This is a genomic window from Micromonospora sp. NPDC023869 (assembly GCF_055559695.1).
In genome coordinates this window covers 277,196-291,629 of the sequence record NZ_JBVHKD010000008.1, presented here as the reverse complement: position 1 = coordinate 291,629, position 14,434 = coordinate 277,196, and the positions used below count along the sequence as shown (strand labels likewise).

Annotated in this window: 17 protein-coding genes; 8 read left to right on the top strand and 9 right to left on the bottom strand. The window is 72.0% G+C overall.

Translation table 11 applies throughout. The features are described from left to right. The first annotated feature begins 16 nt into the window (after positions 1-16). Together ACZ31C_RS22760 and ACZ31C_RS22755 are read left to right on the top strand one after the other, a co-directional pair. On the top strand, positions 17-706 hold the full coding sequence (locus ACZ31C_RS22760) for a response regulator transcription factor (protein WP_131054346.1): 690 nt from the start codon (positions 17-19) through the stop codon (positions 704-706). A gap of 152 nt (positions 707-858) precedes the next feature. After that, positions 859-2,136, top strand: coding sequence for a HAMP domain-containing sensor histidine kinase (locus tag ACZ31C_RS22755; protein WP_465797020.1), 1,278 nt, complete (start codon positions 859-861; stop codon positions 2,134-2,136). A 267-nt stretch (positions 2,137-2,403) separates the two neighbouring features. Here ACZ31C_RS22755 and ACZ31C_RS22750 read toward each other — a convergent pair whose 3' ends face one another. Further along, the gene (locus ACZ31C_RS22750; RefSeq protein ID WP_465796980.1) at positions 2,404-3,429 is read right to left on the bottom strand and encodes an adenosine deaminase; all 1,026 of its coding nucleotides are present in this window, start codon (positions 3,427-3,429) and stop codon (positions 2,404-2,406) included. A 157-nt stretch (positions 3,430-3,586) separates the two neighbouring features. On the opposite strand from ACZ31C_RS22750, the gene ACZ31C_RS22745 reads away from it, so the two are divergent. Beyond that, complete coding sequence (locus tag ACZ31C_RS22745) at positions 3,587-4,570, top strand: aldo/keto reductase (RefSeq protein WP_465796979.1); 984 nt, start codon at positions 3,587-3,589, stop codon at positions 4,568-4,570. Positions 4,571-4,632: 62 nt separating this feature from the next. Beyond that, complete coding sequence (locus tag ACZ31C_RS22740; protein ID WP_350695584.1) at positions 4,633-4,827, top strand: hypothetical protein; 195 nt, start codon at positions 4,633-4,635, stop codon at positions 4,825-4,827. A 103-nt stretch (positions 4,828-4,930) separates the two neighbouring features. Here the strand turns inward: ACZ31C_RS22740 and ACZ31C_RS22735 are convergent, their stop codons facing one another. The 7 genes from ACZ31C_RS22735 to ACZ31C_RS22705 form a co-directional block, all read right to left on the bottom strand. Continuing rightward, positions 4,931-5,134: a cold-shock protein gene (locus ACZ31C_RS22735; RefSeq protein WP_067306996.1), complete on the bottom strand. Its 204-nt coding sequence runs from the start codon at positions 5,132-5,134 to the stop codon at positions 4,931-4,933. Positions 5,135-5,446: 312 nt separating this feature from the next. Further along, a complete protein-coding gene (locus tag ACZ31C_RS22730) occupies positions 5,447-5,719 on the bottom strand; it encodes a DUF4235 domain-containing protein (RefSeq protein ID WP_350695110.1) in 273 nt (90 codons plus the stop codon). Continuing rightward, positions 5,716-6,054 (bottom strand): DUF3618 domain-containing protein, encoded by a 339-nt coding sequence (locus tag ACZ31C_RS22725; protein ID WP_465796978.1) that lies wholly within the window; start codon positions 6,052-6,054, stop codon positions 5,716-5,718. The genes ACZ31C_RS22730 and ACZ31C_RS22725 overlap by 4 nt, the downstream gene beginning before the upstream one ends. Next, positions 6,051-6,485, bottom strand: a complete 435-nt coding sequence (locus ACZ31C_RS22720; RefSeq protein WP_465796977.1) for a phage holin family protein — start codon at positions 6,483-6,485, stop codon at positions 6,051-6,053. The genes ACZ31C_RS22725 and ACZ31C_RS22720 overlap by 4 nt, the downstream gene beginning before the upstream one ends. A gap of 215 nt (positions 6,486-6,700) precedes the next feature. Beyond that, positions 6,701-7,897: a mechanosensitive ion channel family protein gene (locus ACZ31C_RS22715; protein ID WP_465796976.1), complete on the bottom strand. Its 1,197-nt coding sequence runs from the start codon at positions 7,895-7,897 to the stop codon at positions 6,701-6,703. Positions 7,898-8,044: 147 nt separating this feature from the next. After that, complete coding sequence (locus tag ACZ31C_RS22710) at positions 8,045-8,866, bottom strand: DUF1206 domain-containing protein (protein WP_465796975.1); 822 nt, start codon at positions 8,864-8,866, stop codon at positions 8,045-8,047. Between the two features lie 93 nt (positions 8,867-8,959). Beyond that, positions 8,960-9,343: a hypothetical protein gene (locus ACZ31C_RS22705; RefSeq protein ID WP_465796974.1), complete on the bottom strand. Its 384-nt coding sequence runs from the start codon at positions 9,341-9,343 to the stop codon at positions 8,960-8,962. 72 nt (positions 9,344-9,415) lie between these two features. Here ACZ31C_RS22705 and ACZ31C_RS22700 point away from each other — a divergent pair, with 72 nt between their 5' ends. Continuing rightward, a complete protein-coding gene (locus ACZ31C_RS22700; RefSeq protein WP_350695586.1) occupies positions 9,416-9,697 on the top strand; it encodes a GNAT family N-acetyltransferase in 282 nt (93 codons plus the stop codon). Here ACZ31C_RS22700 and ACZ31C_RS22695 read toward each other — a convergent pair. After that, the gene (locus ACZ31C_RS22695; RefSeq protein ID WP_465796973.1) at positions 9,681-11,198 is read right to left on the bottom strand and encodes a glycoside hydrolase family 3 protein; all 1,518 of its coding nucleotides are present in this window, start codon (positions 11,196-11,198) and stop codon (positions 9,681-9,683) included. The genes ACZ31C_RS22700 and ACZ31C_RS22695 overlap by 17 nt on opposite strands. A gap of 297 nt (positions 11,199-11,495) precedes the next feature. Here ACZ31C_RS22695 and ACZ31C_RS22690 point away from each other — a divergent pair, with 297 nt between their 5' ends. From ACZ31C_RS22690 to ACZ31C_RS22680, 3 genes are all read left to right on the top strand, one after another. Beyond that, on the top strand, positions 11,496-11,621 hold the full coding sequence (locus ACZ31C_RS22690; protein WP_350695121.1) for a hypothetical protein: 126 nt from the start codon (positions 11,496-11,498) through the stop codon (positions 11,619-11,621). A 75-nt stretch (positions 11,622-11,696) separates the two neighbouring features. Next, positions 11,697-12,647 carry a TIGR03557 family F420-dependent LLM class oxidoreductase gene (locus ACZ31C_RS22685; protein ID WP_465796972.1) on the top strand — a complete coding sequence of 317 codons (951 nt, stop codon included), beginning with the start codon at positions 11,697-11,699 and terminating at the stop codon, positions 12,645-12,647. Between the two features lie 82 nt (positions 12,648-12,729). After that, entirely contained in the window at positions 12,730-14,361 is a 1,632-nt protein-coding gene (locus ACZ31C_RS22680; RefSeq protein ID WP_465796971.1) for a RecQ family ATP-dependent DNA helicase, read from the top strand. Positions 14,362-14,434 lie beyond the last annotated feature (73 nt).

The following is a 14,434-nucleotide window of genomic DNA, read 5'->3' as shown; positions in this document are numbered from 1 at the left end:
CGAGTACCGTTCTGGCGTGGCCACCGTCCTGCTGGTCGAAGACGATCACGTCGTACGCGGCGCGATGCTTCGCTCCCTCACCGACCGGGGCCACGCCGTGCACGCGGTCGGCACCGCGCTGGACGCGCTGCGCCGGGTGGCCGCCGAGACGCCCGATCTGGTGGTGCTCGACCTGGGCCTGCCGGACCTGGACGGATCGGACGCGCTGCGGATGCTGCGCGGCATCACCGACGTACCGATCATCATCGCGACCGCCCGCGACGACGAGCAGTCCGTGGTCAAGCTGCTACGGGCCGGCGCCGACGACTACATGGTCAAGCCGTTCACCGGCGCGCACCTGGACGCGCGGATCACCACCGTGCTGCGCCGGGTGGGCCGTGCCAGTCGCGGCGTGGCACCGGCCGTGCACAGCGTCGGCGGGCTGCGGGTCGACGTCGGTGAACGCAGCGCCCTCCTGGACGGTGAGGCGCTGGCGCTGACACGTAAGGAATTCGACCTGCTGGCCTATCTCGCCGCCCGACCTGGCCGGGTAGTGTCCCGGCGGGAGCTCTTGGAGGAGGTATGGCGGCAGCCATCGGTCGGCGAGGACCAGACCATCGACGTGCACCTGTACTGGCTGCGCCGCAAAATGGGCGAGTCCGCGGCGAAGCCTCGCTACCTGCGCACCGTGCGGGGGGTGGGCTTCCGGCTGGTGGCGCCGGACTGAGGCGCTCGCTGGCGCTGCTGACCGGCGGCACCGGCATCCTGCTGGCACTGGCCTTCCTGATCCCGCTCGGCCTGGCCCTGGGCGGCCAGGCCCGCGAGGAGGCGATCGCCGACGCGGCCCGACGCAGCGCGCTGGTCACCGGCGCGCTCGCGGTGAGCACCGAGCCGGCGGTGGTGGACCGCGCCATCGAGGCCAGCGGCGCCGACCCGGCGACCCGTCCGGTGGTGCACGGTCTCGACGACGTGGCCGCCGAGGCCGGACGCGCCGACGCCGGGCAGCTCGACCGGGCCCGCGACGAGGGACGTTCCCTGGTGGTCGACGTCGACGGCGGGGTATTGCGGCTGGACCCGGTGGTGCTGGGCGACCGGACGGCCGTGGTGGAGGTGTTCGTACCGGACGAGGCGCTCGGCGGCTCGGGCCGCTGGTGGCTGCTGGCCGGGGTGGCCGTCGCCCTGGTGGGCGCGGCCGTGCTGGTGGTCGACCGGCTGGCGGCGCGTACGGTCGACGCCACCCGGGGGCTGGTCAAGGCGGCGCTCGCAGTCAGCGACGGCGACCTGGGCGTACGCGTGGAGCCGAGTGGCCCGCGCGAGGTGGCCGAAGCCGGGCACGCGTTCAACCGGATGGCGGAGCGGTTCGTCGCGGCCCGCACCGAGGAGCGGGAGTTGGTGGCGGACCTGTCCCACCGGCTGCGGACCCCGTTGACCGTGCTCCGGCTCGACGCGGAGGCGCTGGAGTCCGACGACACCAGCGTGGACGCGTTCAGCCAGGCGGAGCTGGACCACCGACGCGGCATCCGGCGGATCCGGCAGGCGATCGTCACCCTGGAGGGTGAGATCGACGTGCTGATCAAGACCACCCGCAAGGCGGTGGCCACCGAGGCGGCTCCGGCGATGTGTGACGTGAGCGAGGTGGTCCGGGACCGGATGGTGTTCTGGGCGGCCCTGGCCGGTGACCAGAACCGCCCACACCGGGTGGTCGGCGCCCAGTTGCGCATCCCGGCGCCGGTGCCCCGGGCCGAGTTGGCCGCCGCGCTCGACGCGGTGATCGGCAACGTGTTCCGCTACACGCCGCAGGGCACCGCGTTCGAGGTGGCGGTGTCCCGGCGCGACGGGTACGTGGCCATCCGGATCGACGACGCCGGGCCGGGCATCGCCAACCCGGATCGCGCGCTGCGTCGGGGCACCAGCGACCAGGGTTCCACCGGCCTCGGACTGGACATCGCCAAGCGGGTGGCGTTGCAGGCCAATGGTTCGGTGAGCATCGACCGGGCGCGGCTGGGCGGCGCGAGCGTGGTGATGCTGCTCGCCGACCCGGAGGCGACGCCCCGGCAGGTCAGCCGGTTCGGCCTGGTGGGGCGGATGGCCCGGGAGGCACGGGAGCAGAAGGGCAGCGGACGGCGCTGGCCGAGGCAACGGCCCACCGACGGCTGAGCACACGGTCTGCGGGGTCGGTTGTGCGGCGGCACAAGTCTTCCTTAGATCCGAATTAACGACGTCCCATTGGCCCGGTAAGGGTGTCAGGATCAGCTCCGAACCCAGCAGTTCCGCCGGCTCTCCGCTCCCAGCGCACATCGGCCGGTGGAGCCGTGCGCGCGGCGGGAGACACGGTCCCCCCACACCTCCTCCCGTCGCGCGCACTTCCAGGCGTCCGCCGGTCCCGACCGGGACGGTCGGGACCGGGGACCTCCGCAGGCGAGGTCAGTCGCGCGGGGCGGCCAGGTAGGCGTCGATCTCTTCGATGATCCGCTGTTTGCCCGCCGGGTCGAGGAACGAGGCGGTCACCGCGTTGCGGCCCAGCGCCGCCACCTGCTCCGGGCCGGCGTCGAGCAGCCGGGCGGCCACCGCGTACTCGTCGTCGAGGGTGGTGCCGAACATCGGCGGGTCGTCGGAGTTGATCGTCACCAGCAGCCCGGCCTCGACCAGCGTGGGCAGCGGGTGCTCCTCGATGGCGGCCACCGCCCGGGTCCGCACGTTGGAGGTCGGGCAGACCTCCATGGCGATCTGCCGCTCGGCGAGGTACGCCAGCAGCTCCGGGTCCTGAGCGGCGGAGATGCCGTGGCCGATCCGCTCGGCGCCCAGCTCGCGCAGGGCGTCCCAGACGGTCTGCGGGCCGGTGGTCTCCCCCGCGTGCGGCACCGAGTGCAGTCCCGCCGCCCGGGCCTGGTCGAAGTAGGGCTTGAACTGTGGCCGGGGCACCCCGATCTCGGGGCCGCCGAGGCCGAAGCTGACCAGCCCGTCCGGGCGCTCGTCGAGGGAGATCCGCAGCGTCTCCTCGGCGGCCGGCAGGCCCGCCTCGCCGGGGATGTCGAAGCACCAGCGCAGCTCGATGCCGAAGTCGGCGGCGGCCCGCTTGCGGGCGTCCTCGATCGCCTCGCAGAACGCCGGGGCCGGAATGCCCCGGCTCACGTGCGAGTACGGCGTCACCGTCAGCTCGGCGTAGCGCACCTGCTGGCGGGCCAGCTCCCGGGCCACCTCGTGGGTGAGGATCCAGACGTCCTCCTGGTCGCGGACCAGGTCCACGACGCTCAGGTACAGCTCGATGAAGTGCGCGAAGTCGCGGAAGACGAAGTAGTCGGCGAGCAGCTCCGGGTCGGCGGGGACCGGTGTACGCCCCTCGTGGCGGGCGGCCAGCTCGGCCACGATCCGGGGCGAGGCGGAACCGACGTGGTGCACGTGCAGTTCGACCTTGGGCAGTCCGGCGATGAAGGTACGCAGATCGGTCACGGGTTCTCCTGGGCGATGGCACCGGCACACCGGCGACGACGACGGTCCGTGCGCAGTCTTGCAGGCCGTCGGCGTGATCCGGGGGCGGCACGTCCACCCGGGTCGGGCGCGCGGCCCGGCCTCGGCACGCGCACCAGGGGTCACTAGGCTCGGTCGTATGGAGCAACGCACCTTCCCCCGCATGGACCGACAGGTCGGCGTGGTCGGGCTCGGCGCCTGGCAGCTCGGGGCCGACTGGGGCACGGTCACCGAGGACGACGCCATGGCGGTGCTGGACGCCGCGGTCGACGCCGGCATCACCTTCCTGGACACCGCCGACGTCTACGGCGACGGCCGCAGCGAGCAGTTCATCGGGCGGTACCTGGCGGCCCACCCGGACGCCGGGCTGACGGTGGCCACCAAGATGGGGCGTCGGGTGATACAGGCCCCCGAAGCGTACATTCTGGACAATTTCCGTCAGTGGACGGATCGTTCGCGGGCCAACCTCGGCGTGGACACGCTGGACCTGGTGCAGTTGCACTGCCCGCCGACGCCCGTGTTCGCCACTGACGCGGTCTTCGACGCCCTCGACACCCTCGTCGGGGAGAAGCGCATCGCCGCGTACGGCGTCAGCGTGGAGACCTGCGACGAGGCGCTCACCGCGATCGCCCGGCCCGGGGTGGCCAGCGTCCAGATCATCCTGAACGCGCTGCGCCACAAGCCGCTGGAGCGGGTGCTGCCGGCCGCCTCGGCCGCCGGGGTGGGCATCATCGCCCGCGTACCGCTGGCCAGCGGACTGCTCTCCGGCCGGTACGACGAGCAGACCACCTTCGCCGCCGACGACCACCGTTCCTTCAACCGGCACGGCGAGGCGTTCGACGTCGGCGAGACGTTCTCCGGCGTCGACTACACGCTGGGGCTGGAGGCGGTACGCCGGCTCGCCCCGCTGGTCGGCGACGACCGGACGATGGCCCAGTTCGCCCTGCGGTGGGTGCTCGACCAGCCCGGCGTCACCGTGGTCATCCCCGGCGCCCGCGACGCGGCACAGGCCCGTGGCAACGCCGCGGTGGCCGGTCAGCGACCACTGTCCACGGAGGAACAGGCAGCGGTGGCCGCCGTCTACGACGAGCTGATCCGTCCCCAGGTGCACCAGCGATGGTGACCGGGGAGACGGCCGAGGGCACCAGCGCCCCGGCGGAGCAGAGCCCGGCCCCGCCGGACCGGATGAGCGGCTGGTTCCGGCTCACCAGCGGCCTGCTGGCCGTGGTGATCGGGGCGGTCTGGACGGTACAGGGCCTCGGGTACGTCGAGGACAGCCTGATGACCGGTCAGCGGATCTGGGCCGCGCTCGGTCCACTCCTGGCCCTCGTCGGTGCGGTGCTGCTCTGGCTGGGCATGCGGGCCCGGACGCGACGCTGACCGAGGGATGCGGAAAGCCCCGCGTCCGTACGGAACGCGGGGCTTTTGCACCTGGTCGGGGACTGCCTCGCCATCTGGCGGACGGCGGTCGCCGACCGGTGTGTCAGAGGGGGCGGACCTGCTCGGCCTGCGGACCCTTCTGGCCCTGGGCGATCTCGAACTCCACCCGCTGGTTCTCCTCCAGCGACCGGTAGCCGCTGGACTGGATGGCCGAGAAGTGGACGAACACGTCAGCACCCCCGCCGTCGACGGTGATGAAGCCGAAGCCCTTGTCAGCGTTGAACCACTTCACGGTTCCCTGCGCCATGTGTATCTCCTTCTAAAACTGGCGGCCGAGCACGCCGTGCGGCCGGTTGGCCGTTTTCGAGCAGCGGCGCCTGAGGCGGCCCCCAATGAAGGAGACTTCTCTCAACCCACGCCATCTCTCAACAGCGTGGAACAGCAAACCACGTACGCAAAAACTCTGCACAGCCTACCCGACGAAATTCTCCGACATGTGACCTGACGGATGCGAAAGATCCGCTGTGCGGCATCCGCGAGGTAAGGCAAAAGGCCCCCTTGACCGCGTACGGGCAAGGGGGCCGAACAGCCTGGACCGCAGTCCGGACGCCGTCCGGACCTAGTCGGGCCAGCGGCCGGTCAACCGGCGTACGCCCACCGCGCCGCCACGGTCCACGGCGGCCCGGACGACCGAGAAGATGGCGCCCTGCAACGCCGCCGCCGCGAGGATCTCGCCCCAGCGGCGGTCCTCGTCGACGGGATCGGGCGCATCACCGTCGCCGGCGGTCAACTTCCACACCTGGCGGAAGACGGCACCCGCGATCGCACCGGCGGCGATACCGGCCAGGATGCCCACCGGCCGGTAGGCGACCTTGCTCAACCCCTTGCTCACCCACGCCTCCCTCGAATGATCATCAGCACCACGGCGGTGACGATCGCGCCCGCCGCGAGGGCGACGAACGGCGCCGGCCCGTGCCGCCCCCGCACCGGCGGATGGGTCAGGGCAGCCTGACCACGGACCCGGGCGACGGTCAGCGCCGCCTGCTCCCGGACCCGCTCGCGCGCCTGGTCCGCCGAGGACTTCAGCCGCTTCTTGACGTCGGCCTTGGCGGCCAGCGCCTCCACCGTCTCGCCCAGCTCGACCCGGGTCCGCCGGATCTCCGCCCGCAGCGCGTCGGTGTCGCCGGTGCCGTCGCCGTGGCCGTTGCGCGTCCCGTTGTGTGTCATGCCCGTCCCCTGTCCTTCACGGCCGCGCTGACCACGTCGACGTCGGCCCGCAGGCTCTGCACGGTCGCCTGCGGCACCGGCGGAACCGCCTGGCTGACCTGCTTCTTGCCCAGCAGCGCGAGGACGCCGGCGATCAGGAACACGACCGCCGCCACGATCAGCGCGGCGGCCCACGCCGGTAGCACCAGGGCCAGCAGCAGGATCGCGGCGGTGATCAGCGCGCCGAGGCCCAGGAAGGCCAGTGCGCCGCCGCCGGCCAGCAGGCCGACGCCGATACCGGCGTGCTTGCCCTTCTCTGTCAGCTCCGCGCGGGCCAGCGCGAGCTCGTCCCGGACCAGGCGAGACACCTGCTCCGTCGCCCGCTGGACCAGCTCGGCGGTGGAGGGCTCGCTTCCGTTGTGGGATGTACGGACGTTCGCCACGTCAGCCATGCTGTCCCCCTCTCGTCGTCACCGCGCTGTATGCCCGAAGTAGCCGCCCGCCAATCCTGCGTGCGAAGAAGGAGCAGGGCGTCCCGCACGAGGTCCCCGGGAAACCTTGCGTCAAACCTGTCCGGCCCGCCCCGTTCGGGCGTCCTCACCCGATGAGGGCCGGTGGGCGGTGACGACCACACCGCCCACCGGCCCTCATCGGCACGCATCCGGGGTCAGCGCCGCGCCTCGACGGGCTCGTCGGGGCCGACGAAGGCCTCGCTGCGCGCGTCGCCGTCGTCGCTGCCGCCGAAGAGGCGGGCATCGTCGGGGACCTCCCCGTCCTCGAAGCGGCGGGTCCGGCGCTTGGGGTGCACCCACTGCCAGGGCAGCGAGGCGGTACCGTCGCCGACCTCGGCACGCAGCCGTGGCAGCGCGGTGGGCCGCTGGTCGCGTACCCACGCCACCATGTGCTCGCGGACCAGGCAGCGCAGGTCCCACAACGCGCCGGCGCTGGCGGCGCTCACCAGCGCCCGCAGCTTGACCATGCCGCCGGTCGCGTCCGTCACCTGGAGTACGCAGACCCGGCCGTCCCAGAGCTCGGTGCCCTCCACCAGGCGACGCAACTCCTCCCGCATCGCCTGCACCGGCAGCGACCAGTCGACGTCGAACTCCGCGGTGCCGAGCACCGCCGCCTCGGTACGCGTCCAGTTCTGGAACGGGGTGCTGGTGAAGTAGGAGGTGGGCAGGATGAGCCGGCGGTCGTCCCAGATCTGCACCACCACGTAGCTGAGGGTCAACTCCTCGATCCGGCCCCACTCCCCCTCGACCACGACCACGTCGTCCAGACGGACCGCGTCGCTGAAGGCGAGTTGCAGCCCGGCGAAGACGTTGCCGAGCAGACTCTGCGCGGCCAGCGCGGCGACGATACCGACGACACCGGCGCTGGTCAGCACACCGGCGCCGATGCCGCGCACCGCCGGGAACGTCATCAGCATCACGCCGACGGTGAGCACCACGATCACCACGATGGTCACCCGGCGCAGCATGACGACCTGGGTGCGGACCCGGCGGGCGTGCCGGTTGTCCGGCACGTCCACCCGGAACCGGGCCAGCGCGGTGTCCTCCACCACCACCAGCAGCGAGGTGACCAGCCAGGCGGTGGCCGCGATGACCGCGAGCACCAGCATGTGCAGAAGCGCCTGTCGCCACCCGGTGCCGACCGCGTAGCCGGTGCTGAACCGGACGGCGAACTGCACGGCGAGCACGGTGGCCGCGATCTGGAACGAACGGTGGGCGTGCTCGGTCAACTCCATCAGCAGTCGTGAGCGGTGGCCCCACCGCCGGATCGAGCGATGCACCACCTCGACCACGGCAATGGCGATCGCCGCTGCGGCGAGCGCGGCGACGACCGTCACGAGGTAGCTGTGCACGTGTGATTCTCCTTCCGGACCGACAACAAGATCCACGCAAAGGGGCAAGTTTGCCCCAGAACGCCGTCACCGGCCACCGCAACGCCGCTGCGGTGGCCGGTGACGGAGGGGGCGGAGTCAGACCTTGCGGTAGCGGGCCTGGAGGAATCAGACCTTGCGGTAGCGGGCCTGGAGGAAGCAGTAGAGGCCGAAGGCGGCGATGCCCAGCCCGACCAGCGACAGCAGGATGGTGCCGAACGCCTGGTCCCGCAGCGTCCGCAGGGCGGCGTCCAGGCCCCGGGCCTTCTCCGGGTCGTAGTTCACCGCGGCCAGCACGACCAGGAAGCCGGTCACCGCGAACGCGCTGCCCCGGGCGGTGTAGCCGGCCATGCCGAGCCGCCGGGCGAGCTGGGTGGTCTTGGCGTTCATCTCGCCGGTCTTCAGCCGCTTCATGAACTTCTTCTTGACGCCGTAGATGAACATGCCGACGCCGACGCCGACGAGGACCAGGCCGGCGAGACCGACCAGCCATCGGCCACCGGTCGACTCCATCAGACGGGCGGTCAGCTCCTCCTGCTGGGAGGCGCTGTCGGAGTTGGCGTTGGAGAAGACCTTCCAGGCCGTCCACGCCAGCCAGAGGTAGATGACCGCGCGGGCGGCGGAGAAGACCCGCTCCTTGATCCGGTCGTTGCCGCTCTCGGTCTGGTGCCCGACGGCGGCTTCGAGGCCCTGCCAGATCGCCATGGCGACCATGCCGACGGCGATGGCGATGACCACGAACGTGCCCATCGGCTGCGCGGCGAGGGTCCGCAGCGCGCCGGACTGGTCACCGTCGTCGGAGGAGTTGCCGAATGCGATCTGCAACGCCAACCAACCGAACAACAGGTGCACGATCCCGTAGCCGATGAAACCGGCCCGGGCGAGGAGTTCCAGCCACCGGCTGTCCGCCGTTCGGGCGGCGGTGGCTTCGGCGTTCCGGGTGAGAGACATGGGCCATCAATCTCCGGACGCGAAGATTTCCAAACGTGTCCAGCCGTCGCCGGAAAGCGACGGCTGGACGGCCGGATCAGGCAGTTGTCGGCGTCAGCCGGAATTGCGCGAAATGCGTACCTTGACCTCGGCGTCGGTGACGCTGTCCAGGGTGACCGCCAGGCCGCCGACGTCGGCGGCCTGCTGCCCGACGGTCAGCGACAGTTGCTCACCGGCGACCTCGATGGTCACCACGTCGTCCTGGGCCTCGACGAGCCGGGCCTCGACATTGAGGATGTTGGCACGCGCGTCCACCCCCCGGTCGAAGGTCACTGTGCAGGCGTCCAGCCCGCAGTCGGTGCGGGCGCCTTCGGAGCTGCATCCCATCAGCAGGGCGGCACCGAGCGCGAGCCCGGCCAACAGACCGGCCGACTTACGGGTGGGGACCCTCCAGGCGAGGGTGCGCCGGCTGCGGCCGGCGGGCGATCGGTTCGTCACCGCCTCAGCGTACGAGACGAAGGCGAACGGCCCCGGCGCGCCGAACCGGCGGTGGAGAATGGGCCGGTGAGCATGCTGGTCGAGGAGAACGCCGCCAAACACCGCTACGAGATCCTGGTCGACGACGCGCTGGCCGGGTTCACCGCATACCTTCCCCGGGGCGAGGCGCTGGTGTTCACGCACACCGAGGTGGACCCGGCCTTCCAGAACAGGGGCGTCGGTGGCGCACTGATGCGCGGAACCCTGGACCAGGTCCGCGCCCAGGGGCAGCGGGTGGTCCCGCAGTGTCCGTTCATGCACGCCTACATCGAGCGCCACCCCGAGTACGCGGACCTGGTCACCAGCCCGACGTGACGGCGGCACCCGCCAGCAGCTCGGCCACGGCCCGGCCGGCGGCCCGGGTCGCCCCGTGCGTGGCGACGTGCACCGTGCCGGCGACCAGTGCGGGCACGCCCAGCTCCACCACCACGGTGTCGGGCCGGTCCGCCAGCACCCGGTCGACGGCGCTCCGCATCCAGTCGTGCCGGTGCAGATCGCGCACCACCAGCACGAGCGGTCGGTCGACGGCGCCCCGGGCCGGATCGGTGGGCACCTCGCCCCGCGCGTAGCGGGCGCTGGTGGTGCCCGGCACCAGCGCGGTCAACGGCGCGGCCACTCCCCACGGGGTCTCCGCCCCGATCGCGATGTTGTGCGGCGGGTGGAACTCCACGACGTGCGCCGGAGCGGCCAACGGCAGCTCGGCGCCTCCGTCGGCGCGGGTGACCCGGATCGCCCGGCGCGCGGCGACCAGCCCGACCGCCGAACCACCGGTCGTCACCGGGGTACGCCCACCGGCCGTACGGGCGGCCACCGTCCAGGCCGCGAGCTGGCCGACCCGTTTCGCCGCCTCGGCCAGCCGCTCCTCCGGCAACTCCCCGGCCACGACCGCGTCCACGATGGCGTCGCGCAGGTGGCGGGCGGTCTCCTCGTCGGCGTGCTCGCCGCCGACACAGATCGCGTCCGCTCCGGCGGCCAGCGCCCGCACCGCCGCACCGGCGAAGCCGTACCGACCGGCGACCGCCTCCATCTCCACGGCGTCGGTCACCACCACGCCGTTGAAGCCCATCTCCTCCCGGAGCACACCGCTCAGGATCCGGGTGCTCAGCGTCGCCGGCAGCTCCGGATCCAGCGTCGGCACCAGCAGGTGACCGGTCATCACCGCCTGCACGCCCGCCTCGACCGCAGCCCGGAACGGGGCCAGCTCGACGGCGTCCAGCCGATCCCGGTCGCCGGTGATCCGGGGCAGGTCGTGATGCGAGTCCACCCGGGTGTCGCCGTGCCCCGGGAAGTGCTTGGCACAGGCGGCCACGCCGCCGGACTGGAGGCCGCGTACCCAGGCGGTGGTGTGCCGGGCCACCACCGACGGATCGGCACCGAACGAACGCACACCGATCACCGGATTGTCCGGATTGGAGTTCACGTCGGCGTCCGGCGCGTAGTCCAGGGTCACGCCCAGCGCGGCGAGTTCGACGCCCAGGTCGCGGGCGACCTCCTCGGTGAGGGCCGGGTCGTCCACCACGCCGAGGGCGAAGTTGCCCGGCCGGGTGCTGCCCCGACCCGACTCGATGCGGGTGACGTCGCCCGCCTCCTCGTCGATCGCCACGATCACGTCCGGCCGCTCCGCGCGCAGCCCGGCGGTGAGCGCCGCCACCTGCTCCGGGTCCACGACGTTGCGGCTGAACAACACCACCGCGCCGAGGCCGTCGCCGAGCCAGCGGCAGACCCACGCGGGCGGTACGGTGCCGACGAACCCGGGCTGCAGGACCGCGGCCGCCAACGCCGCCAGATCCCCGTTCGCTCGCTGACGCTCGCTCATGCCCGCCCTCCGCTGCGCTCCGGGCCGCCATGAGGCACCACCGCACTGCACCGATGATTCGCTCGCTGACGCTCGCTCATGCCCGCCCTCCGCTGCGCTCCGGGCCGCCATGAGGCACCACCGCACTGCGTTGAAGATTCGCTCGCTGACGCTCGCTCATGCGGTCGCGTACCCCCGTCATCCTCCGCCGCGGACTCCCCCCGCCACCCGGCGGTGCAGCAATGGTCACACCGCGCCACCGAATAGTCAATAAACCTTACAGTTGCCTTGGGAGCGCTCTGCCAGCAGAGTGCGGAGATGGACCCGCTGCTGTTGCTCGCCGATGCGACGAGCCCGGCCGACATCCCCGGCGTACGCCTGCTCGGCCTGGTGGTGGGCGGCCTGCTGCTGCTCGTGGCCATCCGGGCGATGTTCCGGCGCTGACGTCGCGACCGGGTGTGACCCGCCCCCGCCGGGGTACCGCCTGGCCCTGGACACCATCACGGCGAGGGGGCACCCATGAAGATCGGCTACTTCCTGTCCACTGAGGAGTACCCGCCAGAGCAGTTGCTGGCGCAGGCGCAGGCCGCCGAGCGCGCCGGCTTCCAGGCGCTCTGGATCTCCGACCACTATCACCCCTGGACGGACGCGCAGGGCCAGGCCCCGTTCGTCTGGTCGATGATCGGCGCGTTGAGCCAGACCTGTCGCCTGCCGGTCACCACGGCGGTGACCTGCCCCACCGTGCGTATCCACCCGGCGGTGCTGGCCCAGGCGGCGGCGACCAGCGCGGTGCTGCACTCCGGGCGGTTCGTGCTCGGGGTGGGCTCCGGCGAGGCGCTCAACGAGCACATCCTCGGCGACCACTGGCCGCAGGCCGGCGTCCGGCTGGAGATGCTCGAGGAGGCGGTCGAGGTGATGCGGAAGCTGTGGGACGGCGGCTTCGTCAACCACCACGGCAAGCACTACCGGGTGGAACACGCCCGGATCTACACGCTGCCCGAGACGCCCCCGCCGATCTACGTCTCCGCCTTCGGCCCCAAGGCGGTGGAGATGGCCGCCCGCATCGGCGACGGCTTCGTCAACACCATGCCCGACGCCGAGCTGGTGGGCCGGTTCCGGGACAACGGCGGTGGCGACAAGCCGTGCCAGGCCGGTTTCAAGGCGGCGTACGCGCCGACCGTGGAGGAGGGCATGCGGCTGGCGTACGAACGTTGGCCGACCGAGGCGATCCCCGGTGAGCTGTTGCAGGTCCTGCCCTCGCCCCGGCACTTCGAGCAGGCCGCCAAACTGGTCGACCCGGAGGCGATGCGGGAGGCGTTCGTCTGCGGCAACGACGCCGACGCGCACCTGGCGAAGATCGAGGCGTACGCGAAGGCGGGCTTCGACGAGGTCTACGTGGCCAACACCGGGCCGAACTGGCAGGGGTTGATGGACCTGTACCAGCGCGACGTACTGCCCCGACTGCACTGAGCGACGACGTGGCGGAACTCGCGCTCCCTCGTGGCCGGACCGGCGTTTCGGCGCTGGTCCGGCCGGGTACCTGCGGCCTTCGATGAAGCTCACCACGCACTCGATGTCGTTGCGCCGCGCGGCGCGCAGCCTGTTCGGCTGGTCCACCCTGCGCCCCAACCAACTGGCCGCGATGCGCGCGGTGATGCGGCGGCGCGACGCGTTGGTGGTGCTGCCCACCGGCGCCGGCAAGTCGGCGATCTACCAGATACCGGCGAGCCTGATCCCCGGCCCGACCGTGGTGATCTCGCCGCTGCTGGCTCTGCAACAGGACCAGATCGCCGCGCTCAACGAGCGGCAGCGGGCGGAGTTGCGGGCGGTCCGGATCAGTTCGGACGAGTCGCCGGCCCAGCAGGCCGAGGCGATCGCCGAGATCCGGGACGGGCGGGCCGAGTTCCTCTTCATCACCCCGGAGCAACTGGCCAACCCGGAGCGCCTGGCCGAGGTGCGCGCGTTGAAACCGGCACTGGTCGCGATCGACGAGGCGCACTGCATCTCGGCCTGGGGGCACGACTTCCGTCCGGACTACCTGGCGCTCGGTCAGCTCATCGAGGGCATCGGACGGCCGCCGGTGGTGGCGCTGACCGCCACCGCCTCCCCACCGGTACGCGACGACATCGTGGCCCGGCTGCGGTTGCGCGAGCCCGAGATCGTGGTGTCCGGGCTGGACCGGCCGAACCTCTTCTTCGAGGTGGCGCACTGCCCCACCGAGGACTACCGGTGGCGACGGCTGATCGCGCTGCTGCGGGACGACGAGCGACCGGGCATCATCTACGTACCCACGCGGCGGGCGGCCGAGGAACTCGCGGCCCGGATCACCGACGCCGGCTACCCGGCGCAGTTCTACCACGGTGGGATGTCCGCCAGCGCCCGTGCTCGGCTGCACGAGGCGTTCCTCGCCGACCAGGTGCCGATCATGGTGGCCACGTCGGCGTTCGGCATGGGTATCGACAAGCCGAACATCGCCTGGGTGGTGCACATGGCGCTGCCCGACTCGCCGGACAGCTACTTCCAGGAGATCGGCCGGGCCGGACGCGACGGCCAGCCGGCCCGTGTGCTGCTGCTCTGGCAGGCCGAGGACGTGGGGCTGCAACGCTTCTTCAGCGGTGGTCTGCCCGACGCCACCGAGCTGCGGGACCTGGCCGCCCTGCTGCGTCAGGGGGCGGCCACCAAGAAGGGGTTGCGCGAGGTGACCGGGTTGGGGCCGCGCAAGCTCGGGCAGTACCTCGCTCTGCTGGAGCAGGTCGGTGCGGCGCAGCCCCGCGCCGGGCAGCGGATCGGCGCGCCGCGCTACTCGCCGACTCCGGTGGAGGCCGCCGAGGCGGCCGTGGCGGAGGCCGAGCGGCAGCAGAACCTGACCCGTTCGCGGACCGACATGATGCGGGCCTTCGCCGAGACCACGGCCTGCCGGGGGCAGACGCTGCTGGCCTACTTCGGCGAGCAGATGACCCAGATCTGCGGGCACTGCGACAACTGCCACGCCGGCACCAGCACCGCCGACGACGGCGCGGTGGGTCCGTTCCCGGTGCACAGCCAGGTGCGGCACCCCGAGTGGGGCGCCGGCCTGGTGCTCAGCTACGAGGACGACCGGATGACGGTGCTCTTCGACGAGGTCGGGTACAAGACGCTGTCGGTCAGCGTGGTGTCCGAACAGGGACTGCTGACGCTGGACTAACCTGAGCCCGCCGCGATGGCGGCGGGGACATACCGGACCCGGCGCGGCCAGCACGGATGGCGCGTGACCGGGG

Coding starts and splice junctions, on each gene's coding strand:
- ACZ31C_RS22745 (WP_465796979.1), top strand. CDS start 3,587: ATGGAGCAACGCACCTTCCCCCGCATGGACCGACAGGTCGGCGTGGTC.
- ACZ31C_RS22740 (WP_350695584.1), top strand. CDS start 4,633: ATGAGCGGCTGGTTCCGGCTCACCAGCGGCCTGCTGGCCGTGGTGATC.
- ACZ31C_RS22735 (WP_067306996.1), bottom strand. CDS start 5,134: ATGGCGCAGGGAACCGTGAAGTGGTTCAACGCTGACAAGGGCTTCGGC.
- ACZ31C_RS22725 (WP_465796978.1), bottom strand. CDS start 6,054: ATGACACACAACGGGACGCGCAACGGCCACGGCGACGGCACCGGCGAC.
- ACZ31C_RS22720 (WP_465796977.1), bottom strand. CDS start 6,485: ATGGCTGACGTGGCGAACGTCCGTACATCCCACAACGGAAGCGAGCCC.
- ACZ31C_RS22710 (WP_465796975.1), bottom strand. CDS start 8,866: ATGTCTCTCACCCGGAACGCCGAAGCCACCGCCGCCCGAACGGCGGAC.
- ACZ31C_RS22700 (WP_350695586.1), top strand. CDS start 9,416: ATGCTGGTCGAGGAGAACGCCGCCAAACACCGCTACGAGATCCTGGTC.
- ACZ31C_RS22695 (WP_465796973.1), bottom strand. CDS start 11,198: ATGAGCGAGCGTCAGCGAGCGAACGGGGATCTGGCGGCGTTGGCGGCC.
- ACZ31C_RS22690 (WP_350695121.1), top strand. CDS start 11,496: ATGGACCCGCTGCTGTTGCTCGCCGATGCGACGAGCCCGGCCGACATC.
- ACZ31C_RS22685 (WP_465796972.1), top strand. CDS start 11,697: ATGAAGATCGGCTACTTCCTGTCCACTGAGGAGTACCCGCCAGAGCAG.
- ACZ31C_RS22680 (WP_465796971.1), top strand. CDS start 12,730: ATGAAGCTCACCACGCACTCGATGTCGTTGCGCCGCGCGGCGCGCAGC.